Below are 22753 nucleotides of genomic sequence, written 5' to 3'. Positions count from 1 at the left end.
GTGTCAGCCGCTGCGTGGGGCCCGGTCGGCCCGGAGGGGACTGCATAAGATTAGGCTGATGAAAGGCCTCGGACATTCTGTTCTTCCTTTGCATTCTGCATCTAGGAAAGTTTTAGGTGAATCGTGTTTATTTTTAGTTTGGACGTACCAAGGCTCTAGCTATCGGGTGAAATCTGGGTCGCCTCCAGCAAGGCGCGCATAGTTTCCCGCGTCGTTTCGCTGTCACCGACAAGGGCTTTTGATCCGCCAAGGCTAGCCGTCAGGGCCGCATCTGGCACTGCCCGATCCGATGGTGCCGACCTCGCAGCATCCGAAGCCGGGCCATCCGCAGTTTGTGCGTCAGTCGTCCAATCGCTCGAAATCCAGGCCGTTTCAGTCGAGGCATCAGGGCTGCCGTTTTCATCAGGTGCCGATTCTGCGTAGTCGTAATCCCCCATCATGGACCGCGCCTCTGCTCGCAATTCCAAGATGTCCGGGCCTTGCAGGCCGATCAGCATAATTTCCGCATCTTCCGGCCGTACTTGTGCCAGCAGCACGCGAGCGTTGAGAACACGTGCTTCACGGTCGCCCCGATCCGGCGCAATGTCAGCCAGCAGCAAGGACGCCGCATCCGGCAGACCGACTGACAGCATTCGATTGGCCGCCGCAAGTAGTGTCGAGCGTTCCAATCCAAGTGGATGCTCGGGGCTGGCTGCAAGCGTGTTGCGCATAAAGCTGACATCCCCGGCGCTGCGGATCAAAGCATTTGCTGCTTCGGTCCGGGACTCAGAATCGATCTGCGGATCACCCGAAGTCTCGCTGTTCAGCTCACGGAACACCTCGTCGAAATCCCCGTTTCCGATCAGTGCCCTTAGATGAGCACGCCAAAGACCGGGACCTTCTTCGGAGCCGCGAAACTCGACAGAATAGGCTGATGCAAGTTCTGAAATTCCCTCTTCGGCGGGGATGCCATTTTCTGCGGCAATCTCCATAAGAGTTTCGACCGCATGGGCAGAGGCAGCGTTTGAGGTTGAGTGCGCCACCTGTGTCAATCGAGCAGACGCCGCACTAAGATGGCCCTCGTCGATATCCATCTTGGCCCTGGCTAGTTCGATTTCCGGACTCGGCTCTGGCAGCGACCGCGTGAGCCGTTTCAAGAGATCCTGCGCGGTTGCCTTCTCACCTAACACCAGTAACTCATTGACCAAACGGTCTGCGAGGTATCCCTTGAGATTGTCCGGTAACGCTTCAAAACCACTCAGGATGGCCCGTTTGTTGATTTCTCGGTCCGTCGTGGCTCCGTTGAGATCTAGCAAAGACCACATTGCTGCGGAGCTTTCGCAATGTGTTTGACTGGAAAATGTGCCAGCCGGATCCGGTTCGCCGTCCATAAGAGCAGCCAATCCCTCAAGAGTGCCGTCAGGCGGCGAATCCAACATCTGCAGAAGGACTTTTGCTTCGGGACCCATACCGTAGTGAAGGTAGAATTTCGCGAGTTTCGTGGCAACTTGAGGATTTAGCCGATCAAACTCGCCGATAAGACCTAGCCGCAGGTCGCTCAGTTGTCTCTCGAAGGGCGTCTCGTCAGCCCAGTCCGCCAAGGTAAGATCTGCCTCTTCCACGCAATTGTCGCCACTCAGCAGGATGCGCCCGTCCGCCAGCATTGAGCGCGGAATATCCTGGTGTACCGCTTGCTCGCCATGCTGATCCTCGGATGACGTATCATGAGACAAGCTATGCTCCAAGGACACGTCCGGTTTCGGTTCAGCACCTGACGTGATCGGGTTTTCCGATACATCGAGCAATCCAGTAGTCGCAGCCCGCGCCAGTTGTTCGGCGATGTCACGCTCAAGTTCGGCGATCACCGCGTGTCCTGGATCTGTGTGGCCGCTGTCTTCTGTCGCAGGATCCGAGACCGCTTGCCCCGTGCTGTTGGCCAGCTTGTCGAGCGGCAGCGCTCCAAATGATTTCATCGGCGGCGCCGGAGTTTTTTCCAACGACAGGCTGGCACCTAACGCCGCCCGCTGGAGACCAGGCGGATTGGTGGAAGGTGGTGTGGCAACCGAATCTGGATCGGATTTCGCGATATCCAGAACGAGCATTGTGCCGTTCAACAGAAACGCCGTTGCGCTACATTCACAAGTGTAGCGCAAACCGAGATCACCCGTTCCCGCGATCATGCCAACTTCGGTAAGGCGGTCCTTGTTTATGCGAGAAAACACCTCCGAGGTATCATAGGTATATTGTTTTCCGGGGAATTTGATCACCTGATTATACGGGTCCGGTCCCTTTTCGATGTTCCAGCGTGTACCTCTTTCGATATCGATCACCAGACGGGTAAAATCACCGTGCTCCCCGGAGCGAACCTGCAGAGTCTGGGCCGCAGCACCTGCAGCCCAGAGAGAAAGAAAAACTGTGGCGAGCACTCGTATCATGCGGCATCCTGCTTGACCGCCTTCAAAGCTTCTTCAAGATCGACGAAGCTGGGCCGACAATGCGCTGGCGTGTTCTGGCGGCCAACCTCGATGCAGATATTTGTGGAATGGTTGTATAGGTTGGCCACGAGCACCTCGCGAATGAGCTGATAGAATTGACCATCCTCCTCGACCACGGCTTTAACCTTGGATGAAAATGGCGCGACGAGACCGTAGGCAAGAAACACGCCCAGAAACGTCCCAACCAGAGCGCCACCGATGAGCTTTCCCAGCACCTCAGGCGGCTGATCAATCGAAGCCATCGTCTTGATAACACCGAGAACCGCCGCAACGATGCCCAGAGCGGGAAGACCGTCTGCCAACGTCTGCAGAGCATGGCTGGAATGCAGTGCGTGATGCAGCGTCGCGTCCATCCGTTTTTCAAGAACCTCTTCGACCTGGTGTGGATCGTCGTAGTTCATCGAAACCGAGCGAAGCGTGTCGCAGATCAGTTCAACTGATTCGCGGTCGCCCTGGATTTTCGGATATTTGGTGAAGATCGAAGACTCCAGCGGGTTTTCCACATGCTCTTCGACGGCAACCGGACTGCTGCGCGCAAGACGGACCAATTCAAACAGCAAGCACAGCAGATCGCGATAGTCTTCAGGCTTCCATTTGGGTCCTTTGAAGACTTTGCCCATATCCTTGACTGTGTGCTTTACCACACTCATGTCGTTCCCGATTAGAAAAGCCCCGACGGCCGCGCCGCCGATAATCATCATTTCAAATGGGAGGGATTTTAGGATGATGGCCATCTTGCCCCCCGCAAGGATGTATCCCCCGAAAACCATCACGAAAATCATAATGATGCCAATGATGCCAAGCATGTGAAAGCTCCGTTTAACGACACCGCGACGATGTCATGGGAATGTTAAAATTGTATCAGCGTGGATCTTTTGGAGTTCGGCAAAGCAGACGGCTCACATGACGACAAATTCGGCATGTAGCGCACCGGCGGCCTTGATGCTTTTCAGGATATCGATCATGTCGCGTGGCGACACGCCCAGCGCATTCAGTCCGGCAATAACCTCGGACAAGGTGGTGCCGCCCGGGATTTCGGCTAACCCGATGCCAGGTTCCTCTATGATACCGGTTTCCGTCCGTGGCACGACCACGGTTTCACCTTCGGAAAAGGGGTTCGGCTGTACCGCGATTGGTGCCTCTTGGATTCTGAGCGTAAGATTGCCTTGGGAAACAGCCACCCGCGATATGCGAACATCCTCGCCCATCACGATAGTTCCGGATCGCTGATCCACCACGACGCGGGCACGGCGTTCTGGCTCGACCGGTAAGTTTTCGATAGCGACAACTGCGTGGGCGGGCGATCGGGCGCCAGACTTGGTGAGATCCACGCTAACCGTTCCGGAATCCAGCATGATCGCGGAAGCGCGGCCAAACTGCCGGTTGATGACAGATTCGATTCGCGCCGCGGTGGTAAAGTCCGGCTCACGTAATGCCAAGCGCAGGGACGACAGTTGCGTAAAGTCAAATTCGACCTCACGTTCGACCCGTGCACCGGCCGGAATGACACCAGATGTTGGCACGCCCTGAATAACCGTTGCAGCCTGTCCCGTCGCCTCGATCCCGCCGGCGATAATCGTTCCCTGCGCGACAGCATAGATCTGCCCGTCCGCAGCATTAAGTGGCGTCATGATCAATGTGCCGCCCAGAAGGCTTTTGGCGTCGCCTATGGCTGAAACCGTGACGTCAATCTGTCCACCCGTACGCGCAAAAGGCGGCAAGCGGCCAGTAACGAAGACCGCCGCAACATTCTTGGGGCGGAACTGTTCACCGGTGACGTTCACACCCAGCCGTTCGAGGATGTTGGTCATGATTTCTTCGGTAAAAGGGGCGTTGCGTAAGCCGTCCCCCGTGCCGTTCAGCCCAACCACCAGTCCGTAGCCCACCAAATCGTTCGACCGAACGCCGTCGAATTCCACCAGATCCTTGATCCTTACGTTCTGAGCTGTCACCGGGGCAGCCAACGCGACCACGCCCAGAACAACCGCAACGAAAAGGCGTAGGCGTGAAATCATCACATGAACTCCACGAACGACATTCGAGAGGCCCGCGCAGTCACGGAATAGAGTGCTTCGAGCTGCACCTGGACATCCTGAAGTCGAACCGCAGTCTCATATTGATCCGCACCGATCAGCTTGAGCCGGGCCAACTGCGTCGCGGTTCTTTCCGATGCGTTGCGAGTCTCTGTCTCTTCGATGCGGGCTTGCAGGTTGCCCACACCCGCACGCAGGTCCGTCAGCTCGGACTGTGCATTCACCATTTGCGCACCCGAAGAAAAAATGATTTCGGCTTTCAATCCCTGAGGGAACGCCAGAGTAGCATCACTACTGAGTGCTGCCATCGACAGCGCCTTGATCATATCGCGAAACACTGGATCATCTGCGCGAACGTCGAGCTTGGCAGTATCGGTGCTGCTCAGCCGCGTGTCGGCTACACTTGTCGTCGATCCCTCGTAGGCGATGGTTTCGAAACCTCCACCCGGTGTGTCGAACCAGGCATCCAGTTTTGTCTGGATACCTGCCAGCGTGGTTTCGCCCGCAAGTTCGATACGCAGGGCATTAAGGATAGTATCAGCATCGGAGATAGCCGCCCGGTCAGTTGCCACCCCGCCAAACACCGCACGGCCAGCGGCGGTGGAATTAAGGCTTGCCAAGGTTGCCTCAAGCGCGTTTTCAGCGTCCCGAGCCATCGAGGTGCGGAGAGTCTCGGATGTGACCAATTCGACATTTAGCAGCCCGGGCGACAGATCCTCGATACGATTCTGCAGCTGGCCCAGCGCTGTTTGCATGACGTCCGCCACATAGGTGGCCTCGGCCGTAGCGACCCTGAAGCCATCCAACGCCATCAGCGATCGGTCCAAGGTAGCAAGAACGGTCAAATCGCCGCCAAGATGTGCCGCCTTATCTTGAACCACGCCGGTGGTAAGTTCGACCCCAAGAAAGTTGATTTGTTCACGCAGCTTCGTCTGGTGGTGTCGCATGACAAGGGTCTGCGCCATATCGCCGATGGATTGCATCTTGTTCTCCTTAGATCGCGAGGATGGACTGAAGCATCTGATCAACAGTTGTCATGACCTTGGCATTGGCCTGATAATTCTGTTCGAGCAGCATCAGAAGCTGCAGTTCCTGATCGGTATCTACGCCTTCGGCCAGCTCTAGCTCGGTTAGGGCGACGTTCTGGGCCTGGGCATAGCTGAGTTGCCCATCCTGACGGACGCGAAACGCACCAACGCCGGATGCCCACTCCGACACAAGACCAGATAAACTACGCGCCGTAGGATCAAGGCTGCTTGAGGTTGGTGTGCTTGCTTGAGTAAGGGTATCATAAATACCATTAAGCAGGCTTGAATCCCCCACCTCTCCGGTCGCAGCGGCACCCAGACCGTCGCGCAGGCGCCAAGTTTCACCACCGTTGACCGATACAATCGGGTTCAGGGTGATCCGCCCGGATATACCGATTTCGTCAGTAGCAACAAAGGCCGATCCCGCATCCATGAACACACCCGGGTCCGTCGCGGTGAGGGTACCGTCCGGTCCGCCCGGGCCAAGACGTTCAATGGCATCGCGCGCAACGCCATCGAGCTGTGCCTGAAACGCAACGGCATCCTGATCGCGGATCTGGAATTGTGCACCAAGAGATCCGCCCGCCAGCTGGCTATTTGCTGAGGTGTCGACAGCCTTGCCATTGATCGTGAGCCCGGACAGCAGGCCGTTTGCCTGCGTCATGTGCGGCACGATGATTGCCGTATTGGAAAACTCTATCGTGGCCGCCTTGCCATCCACCAGCGTGACCCCGCCAGTGGTGAACACCGCGATCCCGCCATCCTCGCGCGTCACGGTCCGCACCGGCACCGCCTCGGCAACGGTGTCGATTGCCTTCTGCCGTAGATCCATAAGGGACGAAGGATCCCGGCCAAGCACAAGAGCACGTGTGATGCGGGTGTTGAGAGCTTCCACTTGCTCAAGCGTGTCGTTCAGCGAATCGACCTGAAAACTGATTGCCCTGTCGGCATCCTGACGCGCAGTTTGAATACCGTCCGAGAGACTATTGAAGGTCTTTGCCAGATCTTCCGCAGCGCGAGAAACAGTGTCCAATCGCTGGGTTGAAGACGGATTGCTTGCTGCGGTGATCAGCGCATTTTCCAACGCCGCCATGCGTCCGCTGAGCGATCCGCTTTCTGTGGCATCCCCCACCATGAGCTCTATGCGTGACGCAAAGCTTTGCAGCTGCTCCCCCCTGCCCGCTTCAGCATCGGACAGTCGGCGATCGGCGAGGATCACCGGGTTTACAGATCGGGTCACCCCGTCGACACGGACCCCGCCATAGAAACCCATCCCGTTGGACGAGGTCGCGAGTTCGCGACGGGCATATCCGTCGGTCAAGGCATTCGAAATGTTCGACGACACAAGGGTGGCGGCGCGCGCATTCGCGGTCAGACCGCTGAGCGCATTGGATAGGGCACCTGATAGTGACATAGCGGTTTCCTTTATTTCGACGGGGTCGGCTTATCGCCTGAAGGCATCGATCAACGTTTGATGTTCGTGGTTTCCTGCAGCATCTCATCCACGGTCTGGATCACCTTGGCATTCGAAGAATAGGCCCGCTGAGTCTGGATCAGATCAGTGAGTTCCTTAGCCACGTCGGTGGTCGATTCCTCGCGAGCAAAGGACGCGATGTCTCCGACTGGGCCTTCGGCTGCATTCCAGAGATAGTAGGCGCCGCTTTCCGGAGATGCCATGTAGACCTGATTATCCATCGCGATCAGGCCGTTCGGGTTCGGAAGATCGATCAGCGGCACCTGATAAATGGTGCGCTGGAGCCCCGTGTCAAAAATTGCGTTGACCATGCCTAGCGCGTCAACCTCGACAGAGGTCATGCTGCCGACAGCAGAGCCATCTTTCGTGATATTGAGAGGCGCAAAGCTGTACCCCAACTGGGTCAACCCGTCACTGGAACCGAGCATGCCGATAGAGATCTCGATCGGACCACTGGCAGCATTGACAATGACGGTACCGGTGGTCCCATCATAAATCCCGCCCGAAGTTGTCCCCACAGTGGCCAAGTTGCCGCCGGCGGTACGGGAATCCGTGAAGGTCAGGGTGTATTCTCCGACCACCGCGCTCGCCTGCGCTGAATCCGTTATGACCATCGTCCAAGCGTTCGACGCACCGGATGGAGGAATGGTTGGTGTGAAAGTCACGTCGAAAGTTTCGGACACGCCGAGGTTGTCATAGTATCCGACCGACACGTCCTGTGGGTCGCCCGAAGCGTCAAAATATGTATCTGACGCCGGCAAATTGATGCCCAGACTCATCTGTGTCGTCGGCACACCCGTAAGCTGATTCATGTTAATCTGGATCGGTTCAAGGCCATCGCTCGAATCTCGCGGGTAGGATGGAATCGTTCCATCGGCCGCAGCCGGAAAGCCCATCAGTACAAGTCCCGATTCCGTCACAAGATATCCTTCCGCGTTGGTGCGGAAGGATCCCGTGGTGGTCATAAACATCTGCGGATTGCCATTGGCGTTAGACACTTCGTTCATGCTTGCCACCGGCAAGAAGCCGCCCCCGCTTATCGCAAGGTCTGTCGCATTGCTGGTGGAGATCAACGATCCGCTTTTATCCACCAACCGCTGGGTGCCGGCCCGAACACCGCCCGCGGTGTACTTACCGCCACCCGATGCCGTGACCATGGACTGGAAATCGGTTTCCACCCGCTTGTACCCATAGGTCGACGAGTTGGCGATATTGTCGGAAATTGTTGCAAGTCGGCTGGCATTCGAAGCCAGACCCGCCACACCCGCACTCAGGGAAGAAGAAATCGTCATGGACACGCCTTTCTGCTGTATCAAGCTCTCTCGAGCCACAGATACGCGCGCAGACTTAACGGGCCGCTAACAGATAAAATCCAAACCATTCTGGCTTTGGATGTTTATCACAGACGACGCAGATAGATTACTTCAATGCGACTGTTACGGAATTCCATCCGGTTGCGACGGATCGGCTCACGATCCGCATGTGCCGTGACACGATCAAATCTGCTGTTCGGCATCCCTTGTCCGCTCAGAAGATTGCGCATGACAGCAGCGCGATCTGTGGATGTTTCCCAAGAGCGATCTCTTGCCACCACGATGGGCTCGGATCGCACGTGACCTTCGATTGCCAATGGGTTGGACACGAGATCCGAGACCCGTAGAATGACTCCTGATAACTGCTCCAACAATTCAGTCGGCGCGCCGTCACGATCAAACAGCCTGGCATCTTCAGTCTCGTAAAGCTCGACCACAAGACCTTCGTCGGTCACACGGGTTTCGATGTGCTGCAACAGTGGATCGGCGACCATGCTTTCGCCACCCCGACCCTTGAGCAGTTTTTCGATCTCCTTGAACACTTCGTCTTCGGCGGTTTCTGCATTTGCATCTTCACTTTGCCCGTCCAGACCACGCGAGTGGTTGGATTCCGTCGGGTTCATGCTTGTTGCACCGGTGCCCGACTTGGGCAGCGTTTCTTCCGAAAACGGATTGTCACCGCCGAAACTGCCGTCTCCGCCGCTAGACATGCGACTGATCGCAATTGTCGGGGAAAAGTAGTCCGCCAGTCCATTTCTCTGTTTTTCTGTCGTCGCACTCAACAGCCACATCAGCAGGAAAAAGGCCATCATCGCAGTCACAAAGTCTGCATACGCAACTTTCCAGGCTCCACCATGGTGCCCGCCGCCTGCGATGATCTTTTTCCGTTTGATGATAACTGGCGCGACATTGCTGTCCGCAGCCATTTTCACCACCTTATTTACTCACCCAAGGCAAGAGGTAGCAGAGCGCTCATTACGACCGACTTAACAATTAAAAATGTCCGGTTAATCGTTGCCGGATCTGTAACCTGAGGAACAGATTTCCGATGCCCCGGTGGGCGAACAAGGTTGGGTTATGCACGGACAGAAAACAGTCAGCGCGGCCGTTTGTGCATGCTCACACGCCTGATAACCGTGGCCCACATCAGCTTGAAATCCGCACACACATTGCTTTGACCAGCATAGATCCGATCAATTCGGGCCTTGCGCGGGATACAGCGGCGGCAATAAACCTCCTCGGTTTCCTGCGCCGTTTGACATTTGGCCAACAGCATCTCTTCGTGCTTATGGAATGCGATGGTGGCAAGTCCGGTGATCCCGGGCTGCGCCTTCAGCACCTCCTTGTAGACTTCGGGATACTTGTGGACATAACGTGGCAGTGGTGGCCGCGGCCCGACAAAACTGATGTCACCTCGAAGGATGTTCCAAAGCTGCGGCAGTTCATCAAGACGATAGCGCCGCAGGATGCGACCAGTTTTGGTGACACGCGACGATTTATGCCCGCCCGAAACGCCAGAATCCCTGGCCACGACGGTCATGGTGCGGAATTTCCACAGAAGAAAAGACTGTGTCGGAGTTTTCATCCGTTTCGATTTATAAAGAACGGGGCGCCCATCCCGGACAAGAACCACAACCGCCACGCCGATCAAAAGCGGCGACAGCAAGATACTCAGTCCGATAGCGCTCAGCATGTCAAAGAGCTTTTTCTGCGGTGTCATCCGGCCTCTTTCCAGCGCAGCCAATCCGAAACAAGATGATCCGGACGGGCTGTTTCGGGCCGCAATGGACATACCGTATTCAGACGTTTTGTATCTAGCACGACCTGCTGCACGGCCCCGGGAGCGGCATCGCGCCAGATCACTCTTCGCTGCGCCGCGCGGGCGATGGATTCCATCGAAGTTGCGACAGGGGCCGCAATATTCAGCACTTCTGGCATGTCTTGGACCGGACGGCTGGCCAGCAGGGCAAGGACATGCGCGAGCTCCGACGGGGCGATATAGCTGCGCTCAGGGCCAGATTCGTTGGGAAATCGGTCAAGGCAGACGTCGTCGGACCGCATCATCGCCCCGAACAGGCTCTCTGCGCCGGCCACATTTCCAATCCGAAGGCAAATAATACGAGGGCCCTGTGGGTGCCGCGCCTGATCCGCTGCCAGAACGTGCTCCATATCAAGCTTGGCACGGCCATAGGCCGAGATCGGGTTAGGCGGCATCTCCTCACTCAGCGGCTCCGTCGCCGGTGCGTAAACTGCGGCGCTCGAGCAATGCAGCACGCGATCGGCCCCGGTCGCGCGCGCGACCTCCATCGCATTCAGCGCCAGCACACTGTTCATCTCCAGCCTGACCCCGGGCCCCGGTGTTACCCCCCATAGCGCAAGCACTGCGTCCGCCGCCGGCAGAGTGGACAGAGACTCCCCAGGGGACCAGATCACTTGCCCTGGTAGACCGCAGTCACGGCGCACGACCGGCACGAATTTCACCCGGTCATCGTTGCTGTCGGCCCAGACAGCACGCACCAGCCTGCCGACTTTTCCGTTCGCCCCCAGAACCAGGAATCTCGTACCCTGCCGTATTTCCGCCACTTGCCGGGATCCTTTTTCCTAACGCCGCATAAACCATCTTTGAGTAAACGCCATCAACCGTTACAAACACGTTCAAGGTAAAACAAATTTTTGGGGAACGATACTTGCGGAAAACTTTACGCCTCGCAGCCATGTTAGCGACAGTCGTGTCTGTTGGAGCCTGCAGCCTGCCACGCGGAGCCGCGCTACAGTCCGAGGTGTTGGCCGAATCCCAAGCCGACAATCCGACGTTTCAGGTCGTCCCCGTGACCCGCACCAACATGCCCGGGATTGCGGCGTGGCCGATGACAGGACAGGAATACGCCTATAACTGGATCGGCTCCAGTCAGGGACAGAACTCTTCCGTGATTGAAACCGGCGATCTGGTCGATGTCATCATCTGGGACAGCCAGGAAAATTCTCTGATCACCGGCGCTTCGGAAAAGGTGACCGCGCTCAAGTCGATTGAAGTTGGTTCCGATGGTGCGATCTTCCTGCCCTATGTGAACGAGGTTCATGTTCGCGGCTTGACGCCAGCATCCGCCCGCGAGCGGGTTCAGTCCCAGTTTGAAACGATTGTGCCTTCAGCACAGGTCCAGCTAAGCCTGACGCCCGGGCTGGCGAACTCGGTCGATCTGCTCGGTGGCGTGGCGCGTCCGGACAATTATCCAATGCTATCACGCAATTACAAGATTCTCACCCTGCTTGCGACCGGGGGTGGCATTTCTCCAACCATGCGCAATCCGGTGGTGAAACTGCTGCGCGGTTCATCGACCTACCGTATCACCGCCAAAAACCTTTATGAATCGAATGGGCGAAACACGACCCTGCACGCCCGCGACACAATTGTGGTGGAAGAAGACCAGCGCAGCTTTACCGCCCTGGGTGCCTCGGGGAACGAAGACCTGATCTATTTCCCCAAGGATCAGATCACCGCCTTGGAGGCTATGTCGTTGATGGGCGGCATTCAGGATTCCCGCGCCGATCCCAAGGGCGTGATGGTCCTGCGCGAATACGACACCCGTCAGGTACGTCAGGATAACACCGGCCCCGCCCGTCAGCAGGTCATATTTACCTTCGACCTGACCTCGGCAGACGGGCTATTCGCGGCCAGAAAGTTCGCGATCCATCCGCAAGACACCGTACTGGCCACTGAATCCCCGCTGACAAAGGCACAAACCGTGTTCAGCCTGATTGGCAGTGTCTTCGGGCTGACGCGGCAGGCACAGACCTTCTCGGCGAACTGACGACAGGCTCGCGGCGATGCCTTCAAATGGGAACGATTATATATGACTGCGGGTGATGAAGCCGATCACCTGATCGACCCGCCCCCACGCAGCGCTGAAACGAAACGCGATACCTGGGACATCGCGATGATAATCCAAAGCTACGCCGATGCTTCAGGCGCGCGCCAGCATCTCGGGTGAGAAAATCCTGCTGGCATAGGTATCAAGGTAGATCAGCAGCCAGGGAGTAAATCGTTCGGGGGCGACCATTACCTCTGACAGCAGCGAGTCATAACTGATCCATCGCGTCTCCATAACTTCGGATGGATCTGGATCAACGGTCAGGTCGACAGGTGACGTGGCAACGAAAATATCCACCACCTCATGTTCGGTCAGCCCGCCGCCCACATCTGCCCGATATTCCACGCGATCACGATATTCGGGCGACAAACCTGTAATTCCAAGCTCTTCGGACAGGCGGCGATTGGCGCAATCCTCGCTGGTCTCATCCCACCTCGGATGGGTGCAGCAGGTGTTCGCCCAAAGGCCGGGGGTATGGTACTTGCCCATCGCCCTGCGCTGGATCAGCACCTCATTCCCACGGGTGACAAAGACGGACACGGCCTTGTGACGCAGGCCTTTGACATGCGCTTCGAGTTTGTCCACCGGAACCAGTGTTCCGTTCACCCACGCGGGAATTTTTGCCGACATCCATACGTCTCCTGCTCGCAGCTGGGTATGTCCCGGCCTCTTGGACCCGATTTTCAATGCGCCCCTGTGTGCGCACTCACCAGCGTCCTCTTCATATAGACCGAGCACTTCGTCTTTTGAACATCGAAGTCTTGGGCGAAGAACCCGTACCGGCCAGCAGCCCTTCAACTACCACGCCTTCGACGAGAACGAGCGCGGGGTTGATTACAGGCATGATCTGTTCTGCCTGCATCCTCACCATCTGCGCAAGCGATGCCTCTCCCGGGCAGGACGGTATCGATGCAATGGCTCCGACAAGGATATCCCGGCGCCGTTTTCGCGCCCCATCCACACCCAGTTCAGTCACCGTATTGCGCCGCCCGTGCAGATTATCCTGCCCAGCCGGTTCACTTGGCGTCCCGGCATCGTGCAGCGCATCACAAAGATCGTCCGCGACCTGAAACACCTCACCAATGCGGCCCCCCAGTTCGTGCCAGGGTTCTTCATCCTGAGCGGCAGCGGTGGCACCCATCTGTGTCGCAGCAACGAACAAAGCCCCGGTTTTTGAACGGTGATAGGCCGAAAGATCAATCTCGGGTTCGCTTTCCCAGCCCTGGCCGGCGCAAATGCCACCAGCCACCCCCGTATGCTGCGCAAGCGACAGCACCAACTTTATGCCTCTCTCGGGCACTATCGTTGCGGCCTTCGCCAGGACTTCGAAACCCAGAACAATAAGGGAATCACCGGTAAGTACAGCAAGCGGTTCGGAGTAGGCTCGATGGACCGAAGGTTTTCCACGCCGCATGTCAGCGTCGTCGAAACAAGCCAGATCGTCGTGAACAAGGTCAGTTCAAGCGCCGCCGCATCTGTGAGTTGCGGTTGGTCATCGCCACAGGCCAGTGCCACCGACATCAGGATGGCCGGCCGGATCCGTGTACCTCCGGGTTCGGTCGCATAGCCCAGTGCCTTGGAAAGTTGCGGTGGGGATATTCCGCCCCGCCTTATGGAAACGGCGTTCCGCACAGCGGCGGCTATACGCGCGTTCAAGGATATTGCAGGCTCCTGCGGCTGGATGTGTCATAATATTGTGACAGCACCGCGTAAGTCATAATGGATACTCGTACAAATACTGCCAACAATCCGGTCCTAACCCTGTCGCGCAATCCCAGTGCGGAATTTTGGATTTGTCCCGTCGCCCCGTTACGGACAGGGCTAATCCTCACCAAGTGTCCGAAACGTATTAGAACAAACCCCGCGTCGATTTGTACTGGCGCCGAAACCGACCACCTTCCGCCCATCCAAGGTCAGCCACGGACCTTTGCTGACAGCATGATCAGTGTGCAGCCAAGCGGAATACTGAAGTCAGCAAACGTCGCCCCCCAGTTCAGAGGTCAGGGCCGATAACGCCATATCAAATGCATCGGCCAAAAATCTTCACCGGCTGGAGCAACGATTGCCCGAAACGGCGTCAGTCTGGCCCATCGTGTATGTCCAAAATTCGTCGGCATAGAAATCCACTTGCACAGCTCAAACGTCAGGGACAAAGAACACCTATGACAACGATTTCCTTTCTTCGCGATAATGCCCGCTGGCTCGCCGCTGGTGCAATGCTCAGCTTTCTGTCCAGCTTTGGGCAGACCTTTTTCATCGCGGTCTTTTCGGGCGAGATCCGCGAGGCCTTTGGCCTGAGCAACGGTGCCTGGGGAGGCATTTATTCACTGGGCACCACCTGCTCGGCCATTGCCATGGTCTGGGCCGGCGGGCTGACGGATCACTACCGGTCCCGCGCACTTGGCGCTTTTGTACTGTGTCTGCTGGGCAGTGCCTGCCTGTTCATGGCCATAAACCCTGTTGCGGCCCTCTTGCCGGTGGTGATTTTCACGCTGCGGTTCTTTGGTCAGGGCATGACCAGCCATATTGCGGTGGTGTCGATGTCGCGCTGGTTCCTCGCGACACGCGGCAAGGCGCTGTCCGTCGCCGGCCTCGGCATTGCTCTGGGCGAGGCAGTGCTGCCGATCACATTCGTTTCTCTGATGCTGTTCATTGACTGGCGGCTGCTTTGGGTTTTTGCCGCCGTCGTCGCGCTGGCCGCGATTCCACTACTGTTCCTATTGCTGCGTCAGGAACGTACACCGCAAAGCATGGCGGAAACCGATCAGTCCGCCGGTATGGAAGGACGCCACTGGCGCCGCAACGAGGTTTTCCGCAACCCATTGTTCTGGTTCATGGTTCCGGCGCTTCTGGGGCCGCCGGCGTTCAGCACGGCATTCTTTTTCCATCAGGTCCACTACGCCGGCATCAAGGGCTGGGAACACTTGTCGCTGGTCACCATGTTCCCGATCTTTACGCTGGTCGGGGTCGGATCAATGATCGCATCAGGCTGGGCATTGGACCGGTTCGGCACGCCCCGGGTGCTGCCATGGTTTCAATTGCCTGCTGCGGTCGCCTTCCTGTTCTTTGCCCAGACCGGCACACTTGGTGGCGCTTTCGTCGGACTGATGTTTCTTGGCCTGACGCAAGGCATGCAATCGACCCTTCCCAATGCCTTTTGGGCCGAATTCTTTGGGACACGGCACCTTGGTTCGATCAAGGCGATGGGCGCGGCAGTCATGGTTTTCGGGACTGCGATCGGGCCGGGGCTGACCGGTGTGCTGATCGACGCCGGCGTTTCGCTAAACGGGCAATATGTGGCGGTTTCCGCCTATTTCATCTTCACCACGGTGATGATGCTGATCGGGATACGGCGGGCCAGACCGTTGCTCACAATAGCGCCCGCCTAACGGGTGCGGCGCAAATAGACGTAGTAGGCACCGCCGCCGCCGTGACGAATATGCGCCTCGGTGACCTGAAGCACGGCCTGAGCGACGGGCGCCATGCGCAGCCACATCGGCACCTGTTGTTTCAAAACGCCGCGGCGGTGGGGCATGGGCGCATAGGGATCTTCCCGTTGCCCTTTGCCGGTGATCACCAGAACCAGCCGCGCGCCCTGTGACTGCTGCGTCAGGATGAAACGGATCAGACTGGGGTGCGCCTGATCCAGTGTCATGCCATGCAGGTCAATCCGCGCCTCCGGCGCCAGTTTTCCGCGCTTGAGCCGTGTATGCGCCTTCTTGTCCATCTGAACCGCATCGCCATTCAATCGCTGGCTTGTGGTCCGAGGAAGGGCAGGGGCTTCGGGTCTGGATTGGTTTTTCTGGCCCAGAGTGAAGGGCGCCAATGGCTCGGCCTGCTTTGGGGCTGGTTCAACGTCCGGCTTGCGCGGGGCCGGCCCCACGGGGGCAAAATGATCCCGTCGGCCCAGCTTTTCCGTGCTGCGGGCCACCTGACGCCAAAGCTCGAGCTCTTCTGGGCGCACGCGGCGCCGGGTCATCGCCGCGACCTCGGCAACAAGGTGCACCGGTTCGACCCGCCAAGACCCCCACCTGTGTTCACAAATACAGACAGAGCGGCGGACCAGTTATCCACCGCTCCGCCGCAAAGATCACAAATCATGAGTTCAGGCCCAAAGCCACCGTCTGCCGTTGCCATAGCCGTCCTCAGCAAGGGTTTCGCAAACAGCGCCCGGATCACTCGCCCGTGACGACGAGCTGCCAGTTGGGATTGTCGCTGCCCATGGTGCGTGCGTAGGTCCAGATGTCCTTTTGCTTCTTGGTCTGATTGGCGTTGCCCTCGATGATCTCGCCCGAACTGTCGCGCACGACAGAGGTAAGCTCACCGACATAGCGTATCGTCAGTTCAGCCAGCCCGGTTTCATCGTTCAGGGCCGCATCCTGCAAGACCATTTCGCGGATACCGATGAAGTCGGATTCAATTTTCAGACCCTGCGCTTCACGGGATTCCACCACTTCACTGAAGGTTTCGTAGACGTCGGGGCCCAGGAATGGCTTGATCTCGGACAGATCGCCCTTTTCAAACGCCATCAGGATCATCTCATAGGCACCGCGTGCGCCGCCAAGGAACTCACCAACGCCAAAGCTCGGCTCGATCCGCTTCATCCGTGCCAGCGCATCGGCGGCGGGGCTGCCTTCGGGCACGTGATCGATGATGTCAGGGTCAGGACCGCCCTCAATGACCTCGAAATCGGGCCGGGCCTTGCCTTTGGTCGCCGAAGCAGGCGGTTTTTCAAAACCTTCCCGGGTTCCCAACACGCCGCGCAGGCGCAAAATCAGGAAAACTGCCACTCCGGCAAGAACCAGCAACTGGATAATCGGTGAATTCATCGAGACCTCGCGGTGGCGTGTGCATTTAAAAGGGACAGTTAATACCTTATGTAGGTGCTGTGTGCGGGCAAGTCCACCGCACCGCAAGAGAAGGAGACCGGTCCAATGTGGCTATTTGTGGCTTTTCTGGCAGTCCCGATTATCGAGATTGCATTGTTTATCCAGGTCGGTGGCCTGATCGGTCTTTGGCCGACGCTTGCGATTGTTGTGCTGACCGCCGTTCTTGGCACCTGGTTGGTCCGATCACAGGGGGCTATGGCGCTAAATAACGTGCGCCGGTCGTTCTCCGATCTACGCGACCCGACCGAACCTTTGGCCCACGGCGCCATGATCCTTGTGGCCGGCGTGCTGTTGCTGACCCCAGGTTTTTTCACCGATGCCATGGGTTTTGCGCTTTTGACCCCGCCGGTCCGGAACGCCGTGATCAATTATCTGCGCAAACACATCAAGGTTCAGCGTTTTGAAATGGGCGGCGGGCCCGGTCCGCAGCGGCGACCACAACCCGGCGCGCGCGGCGATGTGATCGACGGCGAATACGAAGACGTCACATCCCCCGACGACAGGCTGTCACCCAAGCACCCGACGCACCCCGGATCGGGTTGGACCAAGCACTGAATTCCAAGGTTCACAGGCTTCGTGTAACCATTGAGGCAGTCGCTGGTTGCTGCTAAGCACTGTGCGAAATTGACCTTCAAGGGAGAAGATGATGGCAGATGAACCGACAGCAAACGGCGCGGAAACTGGCGCTGCAGCAGCACCGCAGATCAAAATGAGCGTGCTTGCACAGTTCATCCGCGACATGTCGTTCGAAAATATCCTCGCGCAGCGCGGCACCGGCGGCGAAACGGTCCCGGATGTACAGGTTCAGGTGAATCTGGATGCGCGCAAACGTTCTGCCGACAACCAGTACGAAGTCGTCATGAAGCTGAAGGTCGATGCCAAGGCCAAAGAAAGCCGTGACCAGCTGTTCCTGATGGAACTGGACTATGCCGGCGTGTTCAACATCGAGAACGTTCCCGAGGACCAGATGCACCCATTCCTGCTGATCGAATGCCCGCGCATGCTGTTCCCGTTCGTGCGCCGCATTGTTTCGGACGTGACACGCGACGGCGGTTTTCCGGCCCTTAATCTGGAAACAATCGACTTTGTGTCGCTTTACCGGAACGAAATCGCGCGCCGTCAGGCAGCACAGGCTCCTGCGGGCACTGCCTGAATCAGCCCTTCGACCATAGGGCGCTTTCCCCAAGCTTGGCGACAAAGGCGGCATGTGCCGCCTTTTCCATTTCCGTGATCCGGGCCGGCAGGGGCTGCGGGCGCGGCTGCGGGCGCCAGTTCTGGTCACTGGCCACACTGGTGCGGGAATCGTTGCGTACCTGGGACAGGCCAAAATCCGGCTGCTTGCCACCGACGAGTTCCAGATAAACTTCGGCCAGGATCTCGGAGTCGAGCAGCGCGCCGTGCAGCGTACGCGACGAATTATCGATGTTGAAACGGCGACACAGGGCGTCGAGCGAGGCCGGCGAGCCGGGAAATCTCTTTTTCGCGATGGCCAGCGTATCGATGGCCTGTTCCCACGGCAGTTGCCGCATCCCCAGCCAACGCAACTCGGCGTTCAGAAATTTCATATCGAACGCTGCGTTGTGGATCACCATCTTGGACTCACCCACAAAGGCAAGGAACGCCTCTGCGATATGCGCGAACTTGGGCTTGTCCCGCAGGAAATCGTCACCCAGACCGTGCACCTGAAACGCTTCGTTCGGCATCATGCGTTCGGGGTTGATATACTGGTGATAGGTGTTCCCGGTCGGAATGTGGCCCATCAGTTCGACCGCGCCGATTTCGACGATCCGGTCACCGGATTCAGGGTCAAATCCCGTGGTTTCGGTGTCGAGCACAATCTCACGCATGGTTCAGCCGCCTTTCGATATCTTTCAAAACATCCTGCACCTGAGCGCGGGCATGCTCAAGAGTGTCGGTTTCGATCCTGTAATCCGACCGGCCGAGCTTTTCTGCGATAGGCATCTGACGCGCCAGGATCTGCTCAAACTGCTCCACACTCATCGTCCCGCGCTCAAGCACCCGTTGCCGCTGTATTTCACCTGAAACCGTCACGCAGGCAACCGCATCCATTGCGGCATCTCCGCCGGTTTCGAACAGCAGGGGGATGTCGAAAACGCCAATCTGGTCGGGATTGGCATCTATGAACCTCTGCCGATCCTGTTGCACAAGCGGGTGCACGATGGCTTCGATCTGTCTGATCGCATCCGGGTCTTCGGCAATAATCTCGCGTAGCATTGCGCGGTCGATACCATCATCCGTGACCGCGTCGGGAAACAACGCCTGCATGGGCAACACCGCAGCCCCACCGGCACTGTAAAGCCGATGCACCGCTGCATCTGCATCCCACAATGCGCAGCCCTGTTCGGCGAACATTTTTGCGGTCGTGGATTTGCCCATGCCGATCGACCCGGTCAGACCCAGCTTGAACCTCATCTCAACACGGCAGCGCGAGTAGCTTCGTCAACCTCTGGCCGATGTCCGAACCAGCGTTCGAACCCCGGTACCGCCTGATGCAGCAACATCCCCAGACCGTCTACGCAGATACACCCCTGTTCGGCTGCAATGCGCAGCAAGCGTGTCTGAAGCGGGGTGTAAACCACGTCGGTAACAAGCGTCCCGGGCCGCAGCCCGTCCAGCGGCACGCGCATTTCCGGCTTGCCCACCATACCCAGCGACGTCGTGTTGACCACGGTCGCCGCATCGTCAAGCACATTGCCCGCCTGCACCCATTCGACCACATGCACGCGCTGGCCGAAATCCTCGCGCAGCTTGTCGGCGCGAATACGGGTTCGGTTTGTCAGCCGAATTTCGGGGACACCGCAATCAAGCAGGCTGGTAATGACAGCCCGGGCCGCTCCGCCGGCCCCCATGACCACGGCCGGCCCGGCCGCAGGATTCCAGTCCGGCGCGTTCTGGCGCAGATTCTCGATAAATCCATAACCATCTGTATTATCGGCATGAATCTTGCCATCCTTACGAAAGATCAGCGTGTTGGCCGCCCCGATCAAGGTTGCGCGATCAGTTACCTGATCTGCCAACTCCATCACCCGTTCCTTGTAAGGAATGGTGACGTTGACGCCGACAAAACCCAGTTTTGGCAGCATCCGCAGCGCATCTTCCAGATCGGCCGACGCGATTTCCATAGGGACATAATGCCCCTTCAACCCATATTTGCGCAGCCAGTGGCCGTGCAGACGCGGTGATTTCGAATGGTGGATCGGCGCGCCGATGACGCCGGCCAGGGGAATCCGGTCCTCGGTCATGAGGGGAGGGTTCCTTTCAGGATCAGATGGTTGAGCAGTTCGAACAACGGCAGCCCAAGGATGGTGAAATGATCGCCCTGTATATGGGTGAACAGTCGCACACCTTCCTCTTCCAGTTTGTAGCCACCGACCGAATGGCGGATGCTGTCCCAGTTCCGCGACAGGTAGTCGTCAAGATAGGCGTCGGAAATGTCTCGCATGTGCAGACGGGCAATCCCCACATGACGCCATAGCGGCGCGCTATCCTCATATAACACCGCCGCAGACAGCAGCATGTGTGTTTTGCCCCGCAGGCGCCGCAGTTGGGCCCGCGCATCATCAACATCCGTCGGTTTTCCGATGATTTCACGGTCGATGGAAAGAACCTGATCGCAGCCCAGAACCAGCGCACCGGGATTGCGGTCGCTGATCTTGCGTGCCTTCATCTCAGCAAGCATATCGGCGACGTCCCGTGGCGGTGCCTGTTCAGCGGCTAGCGCTGCGCGGACCGATTCTTCGTCGATCCGGGGCACGTCGATTCGATGCGCGACGCCGGCCGCGCGCAGCAGATCCGACCGAATGGACGATCCCGAAGCAAGAATGATCTCCTGCGGCATGTGGATAAACCCGTTGAAAACCCTGGTGACATCAGCTGAGTCTCTTCTGCGGAAAAAGCCCTGCCATTGCAAGACAGGGGATAACGACGTCACACCAGTGATTGTCGGCAATGTTTTCCGCCTATGGGTAAGAACAAGTCCCTGGCGGTTATAGCTCTACGAACGCGGAGTTCTGCGCAGAGTTATACACAGATCGTAAATGTTAAAATTCCGCCTAAAACATCTATTTTTCATCAAGTTAGTGAATTCGTCTTGCGTTTTTCAAAAGTTTGTCCGTGATTTTATCCACAGATACACGCATTGGGGGTAACCAGTGTAAAAATAACTTATCCAGAGAAATCCTGATACCTACTTTCATCATCATCTCTATAATCTTAATATTATATTAGAAGGGTGTCTCCCCATCAGGCGCGTCTGGGGATAGCCTAGATTGACTCTGTACCAAAGCATGGCTACATGCTTCTCTCGCCTTCGTCCGAAGGTGAATTTTCCCTACGACCAAGACGAGACGGACAGCGCAGCTGATCCCGTGAGGAGTTTCCATGGAAATCGAAAAACTGGATCTGGCTGACCTCAAGGCGAAAAGCCCCAAGGATCTGCTGGCGATGGCCGAAGAGCTTGAGATCGAGAATGCCTCGACCATGCGCAAGGGCGAGATGATGTTCCAGATCCTGCGGGAGCGGGCGGACGAAGGCTGGCAGATCTTTGGCGATGGTGTGCTTGAGGTCCTGCAAGACGGTTTTGGTTTTCTCCGCTCGCCCGAGGCGAACTATCTGCCAGGCCCAGACGACATCTATGTCTCACCCGAGATGACGCGGAAATTCTCATTGCGCACCGGTGACACCATCGAAGGTGAAATTCGCGCGCCCGAGAATGAAGAGCGTTATTTTGCGTTGACCGACGTTGGCCGTATCAACTTCGAGGACCCTGAAAAAGCGCGGCACAAGATCGCCTTTGATAACCTCACACCGCTTTACCCTGACGAGCGTTTGAAGATGGAGATCGAGGATCCCACGATCAAGGACCGCTCGGCCCGTATCATTGACCTCGTGGCACCCATCGGTAAGGGTCAGCGCGGGCTGATTGTGGCACCGCCGCGCACAGGTAAGACCGTTCTGCTACAGAATATCGCTGCAAGCATCGAGCGGAACCACCCGGACGTCTACCTGATCGTGCTGCTGATCGACGAACGGCCCGAAGAGGTCACGGACATGCAGCGCTCGGTCAAGGGCGAGGTTGTCTCCTCAACCTTCGACGAACCTGCGACACGCCACGTGGCCGTGTCCGAAATGGTCATCGAAAAGGCCAAGCGTCTTGTCGAGCATAAACGAGATGTTGTGATCCTTTTGGATTCAATCACAAGACTTGGTAGAGCATTCAACACTGTGGTGCCATCGTCGGGCAAAGTTTTGACCGGTGGTGTTGACGCTAACGCCCTGCAACGCCCCAAGCGCTTTTTTGGTGCGGCGCGGAATATCGAAGAAGGCGGGTCGCTGACGATCATTGCAACGGCCCTGATCGATACCGGGTCGCGGATGGATGAAGTGATCTTTGAAGAATTCAAAGGCACGGGTAACTCTGAACTTGTTCTGGACCGCAAGGTTGCTGACAAACGCGTGTTCCCGGCGATGGATATCCTTAAGTCCGGAACCCGGAAAGAAGAGCTGTTGGTGGACAAGGGCGATCTTCAGAAAACCTTTGTTCTGCGCCGGATTCTGAACCCGATGGGCACGACCGACGCGATCGAATTCCTGATTTCGAAGCTCAAGCAAACCAAGTCAAATGCGGAATTCTTCGATTCAATGAACACCTGA

General features: G+C 57.4%; 21 protein-coding genes and 1 pseudogene. 5 read left to right on the top strand and 17 right to left on the bottom strand.

Annotation, left to right across the window (positions count from 1 at the left end; all coding sequences use genetic code 11):
• Nucleotides 1–155 precede the first annotated feature (155 nt).
• From CHB75_RS04845 to CHB75_RS04805, 9 genes are all read right to left on the bottom strand, one after another.
• Nucleotides 156–2414 (bottom strand): hypothetical protein, encoded by a 2259-nt coding sequence (locus CHB75_RS04845; protein ID WP_089269405.1) that lies wholly within the window; start codon nt 2412–2414, stop codon nt 156–158.
• The gene (gene motA, locus CHB75_RS04840; RefSeq protein WP_089269404.1) at nt 2411–3280 is read right to left on the bottom strand and encodes a flagellar motor stator protein MotA; all 870 of its coding nucleotides are present in this window, start codon (nt 3278–3280) and stop codon (nt 2411–2413) included. The genes CHB75_RS04845 and motA overlap by 4 nt, the downstream gene beginning before the upstream one ends.
• Nucleotides 3281–3373: 93 nt before the next feature.
• A complete protein-coding gene (locus CHB75_RS04835) occupies nt 3374–4489 on the bottom strand; it encodes a flagellar basal body P-ring protein FlgI (protein ID WP_089269403.1) in 1116 nt (371 codons plus the stop codon).
• Nucleotides 4489–5490, bottom strand: a complete 1002-nt coding sequence (locus CHB75_RS04830) for a flagellin (RefSeq protein ID WP_089269402.1) — start codon at nt 5488–5490, stop codon at nt 4489–4491. The genes CHB75_RS04835 and CHB75_RS04830 overlap by 1 nt, the downstream gene beginning before the upstream one ends.
• Nucleotides 5491–5500: 10 nt before the next feature.
• On the bottom strand, nt 5501–6949 hold the full coding sequence (flgK, locus tag CHB75_RS04825; protein WP_089269401.1) for a flagellar hook-associated protein FlgK: 1449 nt from the start codon (nt 6947–6949) through the stop codon (nt 5501–5503).
• Between the two features lie 50 nt (nt 6950–6999).
• On the bottom strand, nt 7000–8301 hold the full coding sequence (locus tag CHB75_RS04820) for a flagellar hook protein FlgE (protein ID WP_089269400.1): 1302 nt from the start codon (nt 8299–8301) through the stop codon (nt 7000–7002).
• A gap of 107 nt (nt 8302–8408) precedes the next feature.
• Nucleotides 8409–9248, bottom strand: a complete 840-nt coding sequence (locus CHB75_RS04815; RefSeq protein ID WP_089269399.1) for a flagellar motor protein MotB — start codon at nt 9246–9248, stop codon at nt 8409–8411.
• A gap of 170 nt (nt 9249–9418) precedes the next feature.
• A complete protein-coding gene (locus tag CHB75_RS04810; protein WP_089269398.1) occupies nt 9419–10042 on the bottom strand; it encodes a sugar transferase in 624 nt (207 codons plus the stop codon).
• A complete protein-coding gene (locus CHB75_RS04805) occupies nt 10039–10905 on the bottom strand; it encodes an NAD-dependent epimerase/dehydratase family protein (RefSeq protein WP_089269397.1) in 867 nt (288 codons plus the stop codon). The genes CHB75_RS04810 and CHB75_RS04805 overlap by 4 nt, the downstream gene beginning before the upstream one ends.
• A 131-nt stretch (nt 10906–11036) precedes the next feature.
• Here CHB75_RS04805 and CHB75_RS04800 point away from each other — a divergent pair, with 131 nt between their 5' ends.
• On the top strand, nt 11037–12131 hold the full coding sequence (locus CHB75_RS04800; protein WP_089269396.1) for a polysaccharide biosynthesis/export family protein: 1095 nt from the start codon (nt 11037–11039) through the stop codon (nt 12129–12131).
• 153 nt (nt 12132–12284) lie between these two features.
• Here the strand turns inward: CHB75_RS04800 and idi are convergent, their stop codons facing one another.
• Together idi and CHB75_RS04790 are read right to left on the bottom strand one after the other, a co-directional pair.
• Nucleotides 12285–12821 carry an isopentenyl-diphosphate delta-isomerase gene (gene idi / locus CHB75_RS04795; protein ID WP_089269395.1) on the bottom strand — a complete coding sequence of 179 codons (537 nt, stop codon included), beginning with the start codon at nt 12819–12821 and terminating at the stop codon, nt 12285–12287.
• Nucleotides 12822–13026: 205 nt separating this feature from the next.
• A pseudogene (locus tag CHB75_RS04790) lies at nt 13027–13853 on the bottom strand (polyprenyl synthetase family protein); the annotation flags it as partial.
• Nucleotides 13854–14353: 500 nt separating this feature from the next.
• Here CHB75_RS04790 and CHB75_RS04785 point away from each other — a divergent pair.
• Nucleotides 14354–15580 carry an MFS transporter gene (locus tag CHB75_RS04785; protein ID WP_089269394.1) on the top strand — a complete coding sequence of 409 codons (1227 nt, stop codon included), beginning with the start codon at nt 14354–14356 and terminating at the stop codon, nt 15578–15580.
• Here the strand turns inward: CHB75_RS04785 and CHB75_RS04780 are convergent.
• Nucleotides 15577–16170: a Smr/MutS family protein gene (locus tag CHB75_RS04780; RefSeq protein WP_089269570.1), complete on the bottom strand. Its 594-nt coding sequence runs from the start codon at nt 16168–16170 to the stop codon at nt 15577–15579. The genes CHB75_RS04785 and CHB75_RS04780 overlap by 4 nt on opposite strands.
• Nucleotides 16171–16366: 196 nt before the next feature.
• Complete coding sequence (locus CHB75_RS04775; RefSeq protein ID WP_089269393.1) at nt 16367–17020, bottom strand: Tim44/TimA family putative adaptor protein; 654 nt, start codon at nt 17018–17020, stop codon at nt 16367–16369.
• A gap of 105 nt (nt 17021–17125) precedes the next feature.
• Here CHB75_RS04775 and CHB75_RS04770 point away from each other — a divergent pair, with 105 nt between their 5' ends.
• Together CHB75_RS04770 and secB are read left to right on the top strand one after the other, a co-directional pair.
• The gene (locus tag CHB75_RS04770; protein WP_089269392.1) at nt 17126–17635 is read left to right on the top strand and encodes an FxsA family protein; all 510 of its coding nucleotides are present in this window, start codon (nt 17126–17128) and stop codon (nt 17633–17635) included.
• A gap of 91 nt (nt 17636–17726) precedes the next feature.
• Entirely contained in the window at nt 17727–18233 is a 507-nt protein-coding gene (gene secB, locus CHB75_RS04765) for a protein-export chaperone SecB (protein ID WP_089269391.1), read from the top strand.
• A gap of 1 nt (nt 18234) precedes the next feature.
• Here the strand turns inward: secB and dnaQ are convergent, their stop codons facing one another.
• From dnaQ to CHB75_RS04745, 4 genes are read right to left on the bottom strand one after another with little or no spacing between them, the layout of a single operon-like run.
• Nucleotides 18235–18927: a DNA polymerase III subunit epsilon gene (gene dnaQ, locus CHB75_RS04760; RefSeq protein ID WP_089269390.1), complete on the bottom strand. Its 693-nt coding sequence runs from the start codon at nt 18925–18927 to the stop codon at nt 18235–18237.
• Nucleotides 18920–19513, bottom strand: coding sequence for a dephospho-CoA kinase (gene coaE / locus CHB75_RS04755; RefSeq protein WP_089269389.1), 594 nt, complete (start codon nt 19511–19513; stop codon nt 18920–18922). Before coaE ends, dnaQ begins: the two co-directional genes overlap by 8 nt.
• Nucleotides 19510–20343, bottom strand: coding sequence for a shikimate dehydrogenase (locus CHB75_RS04750; RefSeq protein WP_089269388.1), 834 nt, complete (start codon nt 20341–20343; stop codon nt 19510–19512). Before CHB75_RS04750 ends, coaE begins: the two co-directional genes overlap by 4 nt.
• Nucleotides 20340–20939: a Maf family protein gene (locus CHB75_RS04745; protein WP_089269387.1), complete on the bottom strand. Its 600-nt coding sequence runs from the start codon at nt 20937–20939 to the stop codon at nt 20340–20342. Before CHB75_RS04745 ends, CHB75_RS04750 begins: the two co-directional genes overlap by 4 nt.
• Before the next feature lie 542 nt (nt 20940–21481).
• On the opposite strand from CHB75_RS04745, the gene rho reads away from it, so the two are divergent.
• Nucleotides 21482–22753, top strand: a complete 1272-nt coding sequence (rho, locus tag CHB75_RS04740) for a transcription termination factor Rho (protein WP_089269386.1) — start codon at nt 21482–21484, stop codon at nt 22751–22753.

Origin of the sequence: Puniceibacterium sediminis, from assembly GCF_900188035.1 — a bacterium.
In the GTDB taxonomy this organism is placed as follows: domain Bacteria; phylum Pseudomonadota; class Alphaproteobacteria; order Rhodobacterales; family Rhodobacteraceae; genus Puniceibacterium; species Puniceibacterium sediminis.
Note: the sequence above shows the minus strand (reverse complement) of the source record. Positions and strands in the feature narration are given on the sequence as shown.